Here is a 1,837-nt window from a genome sequence, read left to right as displayed (position 1 = left end):
GCTCTTTAACAATATAAACCTATCAATCTGTGTGGGCACTCGTTGATGATAATCAAAAAAGATTTATCAATGAACTGAGTGACCAATCAGAATCAAGTTTACTTGATTTTGGCACAGTCAATTCATTGTTGTTCTGTTGGAACAACAATAGCTTTAAAATTACTTTTTTACTTTCGAGTAAGAGCAGTTTTGAAGTCAGTATTCATTGAGCCGGTCTTAGGACCAACAAAACTTTAATTGAAGAGTTTGATCATGGCTCAGATTGAACGCTGGCGGCAGGCCTAACACATGCAAGTCGAGCGGCAGCACAGAGGAACTTGTTCCTTGGGTGGCGAGCGGCGGACGGGTGAGTAATGCCTAGGAAATTGCCCTGATGTGGGGGATAACCATTGGAAACGATGGCTAATACCGCATGATGCCTACGGGCCAAAGAGGGGGACCTTCGGGCCTCTCGCGTCAGGATATGCCTAGGTGGGATTAGCTAGTTGGTGAGGTAATGGCTCACCAAGGCGACGATCCCTAGCTGGTCTGAGAGGATGATCAGCCACACTGGAACTGAGACACGGTCCAGACTCCTACGGGAGGCAGCAGTGGGGAATATTGCACAATGGGCGCAAGCCTGATGCAGCCATGCCGCGTGTATGAAGAAGGCCTTCGGGTTGTAAAGTACTTTCAGTCGTGAGGAAGGTGGTGTTGTTAATAGCAGCATCATTTGACGTTAGCGACAGAAGAAGCACCGGCTAACTCCGTGCCAGCAGCCGCGGTAATACGGAGGGTGCGAGCGTTAATCGGAATTACTGGGCGTAAAGCGCATGCAGGTGGTGGATTAAGTCAGATGTGAAAGCCCGGGGCTCAACCTCGGAACCGCATTTGAAACTGGTTCACTAGAGTACTGTAGAGGGGGGTAGAATTTCAGGTGTAGCGGTGAAATGCGTAGAGATCTGAAGGAATACCGGTGGCGAAGGCGGCCCCCTGGACAGATACTGACACTCAGATGCGAAAGCGTGGGGAGCAAACAGGATTAGATACCCTGGTAGTCCACGCCGTAAACGATGTCTACTTGGAGGTTGTGGCCTTGAGCCGTGGCTTTCGGAGCTAACGCGTTAAGTAGACCGCCTGGGGAGTACGGTCGCAAGATTAAAACTCAAATGAATTGACGGGGGCCCGCACAAGCGGTGGAGCATGTGGTTTAATTCGATGCAACGCGAAGAACCTTACCTACTCTTGACATCTACAGGATCCTGCGGAGACGCGGGAGTGCCTTCGGGAACTGTAAGACAGGTGCTGCATGGCTGTCGTCAGCTCGTGTTGTGAAATGTTGGGTTAAGTCCCGCAACGAGCGCAACCCTTATCCTTGTTTGCCAGCACGTAATGGTGGGAACTCCAGGGAGACTGCCGGTGATAAACCGGAGGAAGGTGGGGACGACGTCAAGTCATCATGGCCCTTACGAGTAGGGCTACACACGTGCTACAATGGCGCATACAGAGGGCAGCAAGCTAGCGATAGTGAGCGAATCCCAAAAAGTGCGTCGTAGTCCGGATTGGAGTCTGCAACTCGACTCCATGAAGTCGGAATCGCTAGTAATCGTAGATCAGAATGCTACGGTGAATACGTTCCCGGGCCTTGTACACACCGCCCGTCACACCATGGGAGTGGGCTGCAAAAGAAGTGGGTAGTTTAACCTTTCGGGGAGGACGCTCACCACTTTGTGGTTCATGACTGGGGTGAAGTCGTAACAAGGTAGCGCTAGGGGAACCTGGCGCTGGATCACCTCCTTATACGAAGATTACACTGATGAGTGTCCACACAGATTGATGGTTTATACAGTTTAAGAGA

General features: G+C 50.9%; 1 rRNA gene. It reads left to right on the top strand.

Going from position 1 to position 1,837, the window contains the following annotated elements:
- Positions 1-234 precede the first annotated feature (234 nt).
- Positions 235-1,779: ribosomal RNA gene (locus AACV32_RS07980) — 16S ribosomal RNA — on the top strand.
- Positions 1,780-1,837 lie beyond the last annotated feature (58 nt).

Source organism: Vibrio sp. B7, from assembly GCF_963888765.1.
GTDB classification, from domain to species: Bacteria; Pseudomonadota; Gammaproteobacteria; order Enterobacterales; family Vibrionaceae; genus Vibrio; species Vibrio anguillarum.
The sequence above is the reverse complement of the archived record's forward strand: the minus strand, read 5'-3'. Positions and strand labels throughout refer to the sequence as shown.